General features: G+C 43.8%; 6 protein-coding genes and 2 pseudogenes. 6 read left to right on the forward strand and 2 right to left on the reverse strand.

The window, feature by feature from the left end; translation table 11 throughout:
- The first annotated feature begins 590 nt into the window (after positions 1-590).
- Positions 591-3,224: a DNA topoisomerase (ATP-hydrolyzing) subunit A gene (gyrA, locus tag V7K73_RS15165; RefSeq protein WP_334881287.1), complete on the forward strand. Its 2,634-nt coding sequence runs from the start codon at positions 591-593 to the stop codon at positions 3,222-3,224.
- Entirely contained in the window at positions 3,196-4,806 is a 1,611-nt protein-coding gene (gene lnt, locus V7K73_RS15170; protein ID WP_334881289.1) for an apolipoprotein N-acyltransferase, read from the forward strand. The genes gyrA and lnt overlap by 29 nt, the downstream gene beginning before the upstream one ends.
- Before the next feature lie 197 nt (positions 4,807-5,003).
- Here the strand turns inward: lnt and egtC are convergent, their stop codons facing one another.
- Positions 5,004-5,801, reverse strand: coding sequence for an ergothioneine biosynthesis protein EgtC (egtC, locus tag V7K73_RS15175; RefSeq protein ID WP_334881291.1), 798 nt, complete (start codon positions 5,799-5,801; stop codon positions 5,004-5,006).
- A gap of 306 nt (positions 5,802-6,107) precedes the next feature.
- Between egtC and V7K73_RS15180 the strand changes: the two genes are divergently transcribed.
- The 4 genes and pseudogenes from V7K73_RS15180 (at position 6,108) to V7K73_RS15195 (ending at position 8,758) form a co-directional block, all read left to right on the forward strand.
- Positions 6,108-6,239, forward strand: coding sequence for a hypothetical protein (locus tag V7K73_RS15180; RefSeq protein ID WP_334881293.1), 132 nt, complete (start codon positions 6,108-6,110; stop codon positions 6,237-6,239).
- Positions 6,240-6,417: 178 nt separating this feature from the next.
- Positions 6,418-6,732 (forward strand): annotated as a pseudogene (locus tag V7K73_RS15185) (hypothetical protein); the annotation flags it as partial.
- Positions 6,699-8,051 carry an efflux RND transporter permease subunit gene (locus V7K73_RS15190; RefSeq protein ID WP_334881297.1) on the forward strand — a complete coding sequence of 451 codons (1,353 nt, stop codon included), beginning with the start codon at positions 6,699-6,701 and terminating at the stop codon, positions 8,049-8,051. The pseudogene V7K73_RS15185 and the gene V7K73_RS15190, both read left to right, overlap by 34 nt.
- Before the next feature lie 131 nt (positions 8,052-8,182).
- Entirely contained in the window at positions 8,183-8,758 is a 576-nt protein-coding gene (locus tag V7K73_RS15195) for an efflux RND transporter permease subunit (protein ID WP_442936766.1), read from the forward strand.
- Positions 8,759-9,120: 362 nt separating this feature from the next.
- Here V7K73_RS15195 and V7K73_RS15200 read toward each other — a convergent pair.
- Positions 9,121-9,255: pseudogene (locus V7K73_RS15200) on the reverse strand (IS5/IS1182 family transposase); the annotation flags it as partial.
- Between the last annotated feature and the right edge of the window lie 95 nt (positions 9,256-9,350).

Below are 9,350 nucleotides of genomic sequence, written 5' to 3' on the forward strand. Positions count from 1 at the left end.
TTTATATAAAAATGCCCTGTTTATTCTGATACAAATTTTTGCGAATGTTCGTTTAATTACATATTGGAAGGCTTTATCCAGTTCTGTTGTTTGTCTAAGTACAAATTATCAACTATAGTTTAATTTTTCAGACCTTATTTAGTGACAAATCTAATAAATAACGGTTATAAAAGTAAGAGCTATAAAGCCAATTTATATTGTTGCCTTATAATTTACCCTGTTATCTTTCAATTTAAGTATTTTTGCACTAAGGGACTTCCAAATAAAAAAATACCCAAAAAACTCTCTCTTCCTCATTCCTCTGTGTTCTCTGTGTCTCTGTGGTTCGTTTCATTTGAGTAATTTATTTGTTGGAAGTCCCTAAGCAACCTTTTAGTTCACTGCTCTTGTTAATTAGGTAGAGCTTATAAAGTGTAAATTATTATACTATTTTTTTACTAGATATTTAGGTTAGCTTTCAAGGCAAAGAATAGGCAATATATGCTAGAATTGTATCAAATTATGGCAATTATTCAAGAGTAATTTAGAATAATTTTGCGCTTTGTTGAGTAAACAAGCTAAAATCTACGATTTTTGGAGATTTTTAGGTTATGACAACCTCACAGGAGAGGATTATCCCGATAGACTTGCGAACCGAAATGTCGCAGTCTTATCTGGAATACGCCATGAGCGTGATAGTGGGTCGGGCGTTGCCAGATGCCAGGGATGGTCTAAAACCTGTGCATCGTCGCATTCTCTACGCAATGCACGAGCTAGGTCTGCTCCACGATCGCCCCTTTAAGAAATGCGCCCGTGTGGTGGGGGAAGTGTTGGGTAAATATCACCCCCACGGCGACACGGCAGTATATGATGCCTTGGTGCGGATGGCGCAGGATTTTTCCATGCGATCGCCCCTAGTTAACGGACATGGTAACTTTGGTTCGGTAGACAACGATCCGCCAGCCGCCATGCGGTACACAGAATGCCGCTTACAAGCTTTAACTAGCGCTGGTCTACTCCACGACATCGAGTATGAAACCGTAGATTTCGCCGATAACTTTGACGGTTCCCAGCAAGAACCGACAGTGCTACCGGCGCGGATTCCGCAGTTATTACTCAACGGTTCCTCTGGGATTGCCGTGGGTATGGCAACCAACATTCCGCCGCACAATTTGGGCGAATTGATTGATGCTTTAGTGGCTGTAATCCACAATCCAGAAATCACCGATCTCGAATTAATGCAGTATGTCCACGGCCCAGACTTTCCGACTGGGGCGCAAATTTTAGGGACATCTGCCATTCGAGAAGCTTACACCACCGGGCGTGGTTCCATCACCATGCGTGGTGTCGCTAACATTGAAACCGTTGAACAACGGGGACGACCAGATAGAGAAGCAATTATCATCACCGAATTGCCCTATCAAACCAATAAAGCGGCGCTGATTGAAAAAATCGCCGAAATGGTGAACGAGAAGCGGCTAGAGGGCATCGCAGATATCCGGGATGAAAGCGATCGCGACGGGATGCGAGTTGTGATCGAACTCAAGCGTGATGCTTATCCCCGCGTCGTGCTGAACAACCTCTACAAGCAAACACCACTACAAGCAAACTTCGGCGCAAACATGCTGGCGTTGGTGAATAGCGAACCCCAAGTACTCACCCTCAAGCAGTTCTTAAGCGTCTTCTTGGATTTCCGCATCGAATCCATTGCCAGACGCACCCGTTACGAACTGCGGAAAGCCGAGGAACGCGACCATCTTCTGCAAGGATTATTAATTGCCCTATCCCAGTTAGATCCAATTATTGTCTTAATTCGCCATGCTCCCGATGCACCCACAGCTAAAGGCGAATTAATCACAACTTACGGACTCTCAGAAGTGCAAGCAGATGCGATTTTGCAAATGCAATTGCGGCGGTTGACTGCCTTAGAAGCAGACAAAATTCGTCTGGAACACGAGGAATTGCAAGCGAAAATTACCGACTTGCAAGATATTTTAGCACACCGGGAGAGAGTGCTAGAAATAATTGAAACCGAAGTCGCGCAACTAAAAACTAGCTTTGCCACACCCCGCCGCACGGTGATTTTACCAGGGGAAGGGGAACTAGATGACCGTGACCTAATTGCCAATGAAAAAGCAATAATTCTGGTTACAGAGCAAGGCTACATCAAACGGATGCCAGTTAACACCTTTGAAGCGCAAAGCCGTGCTACCAGAGGCAAAGCCGCAGCCAAGGTGAAAGATGATGATACCATTGAGCATTTCTTAACTTGCTGCGATCACGACAGTATTTTATTCTTTAGTGAGCGTGGTGTCGTTTATTGCCTGAGAGCTTATCAAATTCCAGCGAGTTCGCGTACCAGTCGCGGGACACCAATTGTCCAGATGCTACCAATTCCCAAAGAGGAAAAAATCACCTCGATTGTACCTGTTGATGAGTTTAGCAGTGAAGAATATCTGGTCATGCTCACCAAGGGCGGCAATATCAAAAAAACCGAATTGGCAGCGTTTAGTCACATTCGCGCCAATGGTTTGATTGCCATTTCCTTAGAAGAAGGCGACCAACTACGCTGGGTGCGACGCGCTAAAGTAGAGGACAGTGTAATCATTGGTTCTCGTAACGGGATGGCGATTAACTTCCGGTGCAACCACGAACAACTGCGTCCTTTAAGTAGGGCGACTCGTGGGGTGAAAGCGATGAAACTCAAAAATAAAGATGAACTGGTGGGTATGGATATCCTCCCCGCAGCAATTCTTGAAACTTTGGATATAGTTACAGAAGCCGAAATTGAAGATATCGAAACGATCGAAACGATCGAAACAATCGAAACAATCGAAACAGAAGATATCGAAATTAGTGAAACTAATGAAGAGTCCGCAGAAGTGCCTAGCAGTGGCATTGTTGGCCCTTGGGTGTTGGTAATTACAATGGGAGGATATGGTAAGCGCGTACCCGTTGCCCAATTCCGCCTGCAAAATCGTGCCGGTCAGGGTTTAATGGCAACCAAGTTCAAAAACCGCAAAACTAAAGACAAGTTGGCAACCCTACGCATTGTCAACAATGATGATGATGAAATCATGATGGTGACAAATCGTGGTATTATCATCCGTCAAGCGGTAAATGCGATTTCTATCCAATCGCGATCGGCAACTGGAGTCAGAGTGCAGCGTTTAGACGAAGATGACGCTATTACCGGAGTGGCAATAGTTCCACCTGATGCAGAAGAAGCAGAAGAAGCAGAGTAAAAAGCAGGGGGAGAGTATCTCTTTACTTCCTTCCTTAATTGCCTTAGCTAGCGGCATTTTAATGGGGCTAACCGTCGCCCCTGTAGGTGCATGGTTCTTGGCTTGGATTGCCCTAGTCCCCTTATGGGTAATAATTCTCACCTCAGCCAAACGCAAAAACCAATCCCCCCCTGCTTTCCTTTGGGGTATAGGTTATCACGGTGTCGCCCTATCTTGGATTACCGGAATTCATCCGATGACATGGTTGGGCGTTCCTTGGTTGCCAAGTTTGGCAATCACTCTTTTTTGTTGGGGATTTATCAGTGTGTTGGGAGGGGTATTCGTTAGTATTTGGGCGGCTGTGATGGTTCGCCTAAACGGACAAAAACCCTGGCTACGTATACTGATTGGTACAGCCGTCTGGTGCGGCTTAGAGAGTCTGTGGAGTGCGGGACCTTTGTGGTGGAGTTCTCTTGCTTACACCCAAAGTCCGCACAATCTCGTAATTGTACATTTGGGGCAACTCTCTGGCCCTAATACTGTAACAGCTGCGATCGTTGCTGTTAATGGCTTGATTGCGGAAGGATGGACGAACCACAGAGACGCAGAGGGCGCTGAGAGAACCTCTGTGTCCTTTGCGCCTCTGCGGTTCGTTAGTAAATACTGGGTTATTGCCACAGGATTATTAATTACTTTACACCTGATCGGTTTTTTCTTATACAGTCGTCCGATCGCCGAGTTACCAGAAGCAGCTTTGAAAGTGGGAATTGTTCAGGGTAATATCCCAAACCGACTTTTACGAAGTTCTGAAGGATTTCGTCGCGCCCAAGAAAATTACACCAGTGGGTATATAACTTTAGCAAATCAAGGTGTAGATGCAGTCCTCACCCCAGAGGGAGCCTTACCTATTTTCCAGCGTAACTTGATGGAAACTGCTTTAGTCGCAGCCGTGAAGGAGAAAGGTGTAGTTGCTTGGATTGGCGCTTTTGGCGAACGGGGAGACAGTTATACAATTAGCTTGTTTACTTTCAACAGTAAGGGTGAAATTGTCAGCCGCTACGATAAGTCCAAACTAGTACCTTTGGGAGAATATATTCCCTTTGAAGGAATTTTAGGCGGGATAGTTCAACGCTTGTCGCCTTTGGAGGCACACCAAGTTCCGGGTTCGGCAAATCAAATATTTGATACTCCTTTTGGTCGTGCGATCGCTAGTATATGTTATGAATCTGCTTTTCCTGAGCAATTTCGCCGTCAAGCTGCTGTGGGTGGGCAATTTATTGTCAGTTCTTCTAACGATGCCCATTACACTGCATCGATGCCATTCCAGCACCATGCACAGGATATCATGCGGGCAATTGAAACTGATAGATGGTCAGCACGGGCAACTAATACAGGATATTCAGGCTTTATAGATCCTCACGGCAGAACCTTGTGGATATCTGGATATAATACTTACGAAACTCATGCCGAAACAATTTACCGACGACAAACGCAGACTTTATATGTGCGTTGGGGTGATTGGTTGACACCGTTGTTATTCATATCCTCTGGAGGAGCTTGGCTGCTAATTCAACTTGGGCATACAAAGAAAATAAGTGATTAATAATTAATAAGAAGTAATCAAGCGGACATACAGTATATTTAATGAATGCCTGCCTTTAGAGCAAAATCATTAATTTCAGATGCAAGCGATCGCTACTGATAAATCCAAGAGATATAATTTTATTTTTAAACTCTTACCAATAATGGTAAGAGTTATTTTATAACAGTAACCCGCCGCAATGCTTATCTAAACCACAATTAAGCAAGTTTCTCTAAAAGACTAATTGTTGGTTGTAATGATTGAGCTTGAAAAAATAGCATACTTTGCTCAGGGAAGGCAGTCCAATTTTGGTTAGATAAACGCTCAGAGGCAACAATAACTTGGTCTGGGTGCTTGAGTGCATCACAAGACCAATAAAGAGTAGGTGCTTGTGTGCGGTAAGCGTAGCGAATTGCTGCAATTGCTTGACCATCGGTGACAATTATATTGGCACTAAAGCTGGTGTCGTATTTTGATGCCAACTCAGTCAATTTTTGAACTGTGGCATCTAAAGCTGAGAACAAAGTGCTGTCTGGAGATGACTGCCACATTTCCACTAGCAAAGCGAAGATGTGTTCAGAGTCAGTCATGCCTTTAATTAGGCGGTATGTGGAATCAGAGAGGCTGTCACGGATTGGTCTATAGAGAGTCTGTTGAAAGTTTGAGATTTCGCCATTATGTACAAACAACAGTTTCCCACTGCGAAATGGCTGACAGTTGCTAATGTCGAGCGATTCACCTATCCCAGCTAATCGCGCATAGCCGACAGTACAAGTAGATTGTACATAGTTGCTCAACTCTTCCAGATTCGGATCGTTCCACATCGGCATCGTATTTCGGTAAATAAACGGTTTACCCGCTTCGTCATACCAGCCTACACCCACTCCGTCTGCACAAACTACTCCTGATTTTAATTCCAAAGGACTGTAACTTTGTTTGTAAAGCGAATGCTCCTGTTTATACAGCAATTCATCTAATAGGATAGGATTACCAAGGTAGCCAATTAATCTACACATAAAAAAAACGACGTTGCTGAAAGAGTAACGAACGAAATTCAGCCACAAGACCCGATATAAATCGAACCCTTTAACTGTGCAATTACTGCGAATCTTTACTAAATTTAACAATTATTTTTTATCTTGTGTACGCTTTAACTATGACTAAAGTCATGGTTTTGTTTGCGAATTTTAGAAAAAATTTTGATAAAAAATAGATTAAATAAATTTAGATATAACTAAAGGTAGTAAAAAATATTGCTATTTTATGGCTATTATTTATAAGAGGATAATTTATTGATCCCCCATTAACTCAACGTGAGTTAGATGAACCTCTCTCTGTGTTCTCTGCGTCTGGAGTGGTTCGTTTATTTGGATAATTCTTGGAAATCCCTTACCATCAAAGTCCGATTGCTTACCCCCATATCGGGAGCGATCGCTGGCGATGCCCTCATCTAGTTTACCTACCACTTTGTCAACATTTTAGATGCGTTTGCCTTGGGTGTCGAACTCACGTTAACTCAGACTCAAGAACGGGATTAAATTCTGACTTTTATCGTTAAGTCTCTCAAGATCCCTGTCAACTCTGACTCTTGTCATCCAATTTTAATCAGCGCAGCAAAAAGTCACGCTACAGCCCCAAACTCAGGGACGAATCGAATCGATTCTCGTGTCGAGCGGTCAGCAAGTGCAGCAGGGTACGCCGATCGCATCGTTGAGTTTAGATCAGACTCAGGCTAATGTCGCCAGTTCGATCGCAGCTGCAAGTTCTGCCCAAGCAGCATTAGCAACTGCCCAAGCCGAAGCCCAACAAGCCGAAGCCCAACGCGCCAAAGCAGCCGAAAAACAAGTCGCAGCATCGGGGGCAGGCGTCCGGCAAGCACAGGCAAAATTTATCAATCACCTGGTAGTAACGCCCTGGATGTCTCGAAAAACGTTCAGGCTCAGATGAATGAGTTGATGAAAGACTTTCCACCGGGATTAAAAGCCCAGATTGTCTACGATACCGTTGGATTTGTGCAAGCGTCACTTGAAGAAGTGCTAAAAACACTAGTTGAAGCGATCGCTCTTGTCGTATTGGTGATTTTTCTGTTTCTGCAAAACTGGCGAGCCACAATTATTCCTCTTGTTGCCATTCCCGTTTCACTGATTGGGGCGTTAGCATTCGCTTACGTGTTTAAATTTTCGTTGAATAATTTAACGTTATTTGGCTTAATTTTGGCAACAGGATTAGTTGTAGATGATGCCATTATCGTTGTTGAAGCGATCGCCCGCAAAGTTGAACAGGGAATGCGACCACTTCAAGCATCAGTCGAGGCAATGGATGAACTTACCGGAGCGGTAGTTTCAACGTCGCTGGTATTGATGGCAGTTTTTATCCCGGTGGCATTTTTCCCAGGTTCGACAGGAAAAATGTATCAACAGTTCGCGTTGATCATTGCTTTTTCAATCGCCATCTCAACGTTTAATACCCTTTCCTTTAGTCCGAGTATATCTGCAATTTTGCTCCGTCCGCCTCGCCCTGCACGCAGCCCCCTTGGTTGGTTTTTTAGTCGTTTCAATCAAATTTTACAATGGATCATTGACAAGTATTTAGCGATCGTGAATTTTCTGATTCGCATTCGTTATGCGGTAATCGGATTATTTGTGGTTGGTTTAGCTGCAACTTATTTTATGTTTACCCATGTTCCCACCGGATTTGTCCCAAGTGAAGACCAGGGAATTGTCTTAGGTATTATTCAATGGCCAGATGGAGTTGCCCTCAACTATACCGATCAAGTAATTACAAAACTCGAACAAATTCTCGAAAAAGAACCAGAGGTGAGTAACATTTTCGCCACTTCGGGATTTGGCTTTGCAGGTAGTGGCTCAAATCGCGGCGTATTCTTTGCAAAACTCAAGCCGTGGGAGGAGCGCACTCAACCCGATCAAACTGCCTCTGCAATCTTAACCCGAATAAATAGAGAATTTGCAACGATTCCAGAAGCTATTATCACCGCAGTCAGTCCCCCACCGATTCAAGGCTTTAGTACCTTAGGGGGATTTGAGTTACAGCTAGAAGACCGTACCAATGGAAGGTTGACAATAGATGATTTTTATGCAAATGCCCAAGCGGTGATCGCGCAAGCAAATCAAAAACCGGCGCTTAAAGGCGGCGTTTTTACCCAGTTTACTGCTAGTACACCACAGTTTCAAATTGACTTCGATCGCACTCGTTTAGAAGCACTTAACATCGATTTTCAAGAAGCTGTTAAGCTGTTCCACATTTAACTTGCATATATCGGGCGCTCGTGTCGCCCACCCCACAAGAAATGTACAATTTCAAATTATGCAAAATAGATGTGGTTTAGCTTACCACACTCGGTGCTGCAATTGGCTCCCAGTATGTTAACGATTTTACCTTGGGACAGCGTAGCTACCGCGTATATGTTCAGGCAGATGCTAACTATCGGCGATCGCCAGATGATATTCGACGGCTTTATGTGCGATCGGCAAATAACCAAATGGTTCCATTGAGTGAGGTTGCAAAAATCACACCTACTACAGGACCATCAGTGATCTCCCATTACAACGGCTTCCGAGCGATCGATTTACAAGGTAGAGAAGCATCGGGTTACAGTAGTGGACAGGCGATTCAGGCAATGCAGCAAGCGGTGAGTGAAGCAGCAACACCGGGGGTTGGCAGTGATTGGATTGGAACAGCCTTATTTGGTGGGCTACTGGTAGCAACGATTTTGAGTTTGCTGATTGTTCCAGTTTTGTATGTAATCATCAAAACTTTGGAAGACCGCTTCTTGAAGAAAAAATCTGCTAATCGTTCCCAACCGCCATCGCCAGATGGAAACCAAGATGGACAATCAAGACCGATGCCAACTCCAGTCGGAGACGCTCCCCAAACGACGAACGCTCATCAACATTCATCTGTAATTGTCAGCCACAATGCTGATGATAACAGACGTAATGATTCGAGTAATTGAAAAAGTCGATAGGGAGTTGGAAGTTATTATCTTCATCTCCCTCATCCTCCCACTCCCCACTCTGCCTTATATAGCTTTTCAGTAACATCAGAGCAAGCTCTCGAAGAGCGGGGAGGGGGTTGGGGGTGGGGTTGTTCTACCTCACTCAACCCCTTACCCGCTATATTACAAGAGGTAAAGATTAAGTTGCAACTTTAGGAGACGCTGAGACAATGTAGAGTATCTTCTGATAATTTAGCAAATTTATAAGCAAACTATATTAGGCGGATCTTGAAAGGTTTCTGTTGAATGCGATATTTATAATAGACCTCTTGCAAAAAAGTTTTGTGGTATATTAGAGGGTTAAACAAATTGTCAGAAAGTTAACAAGCATTTTGAATATTATAGTTATAAACGCCAGCAATTAAGTGACAACGCAATGCAAAACGTTTTGTGCGATTGCGGTATCGCTGGCTGAAAATCCGAAAAATTTTTAATCTACGGTTGACGTCTTCCACGAACCTATCCCACTAATAAAATTCTTTGAATCCAAATATGAATAGTAGCAAGATCAAGAAATGCATCAAAATATACTTTTCGACGTTCCCAGCGA

Source organism: Nostoc sp. (assembly GCF_036916975.1).
Taxonomy (GTDB): Bacteria; Cyanobacteriota; Cyanobacteriia; order Cyanobacteriales; family Nostocaceae; genus Nostoc.

Bases quoted from the DNA above. Each gene is read 5' to 3' on its own strand.
- gyrA (WP_334881287.1), top strand. From the start codon at position 591: ATGACAACCTCACAGGAGAGGATTATCCCGATAGACTTGCGAACCGAA.
- lnt (WP_334881289.1), top strand. From the start codon at position 3,196: ATGCAGAAGAAGCAGAAGAAGCAGAGTAAAAAGCAGGGGGAGAGTATC.
- egtC (WP_334881291.1), bottom strand. From the start codon at position 5,801: ATGTGTAGATTAATTGGCTACCTTGGTAATCCTATCCTATTAGATGAA.
- V7K73_RS15180 (WP_334881293.1), top strand. From the start codon at position 6,108: ATGAACCTCTCTCTGTGTTCTCTGCGTCTGGAGTGGTTCGTTTATTTG.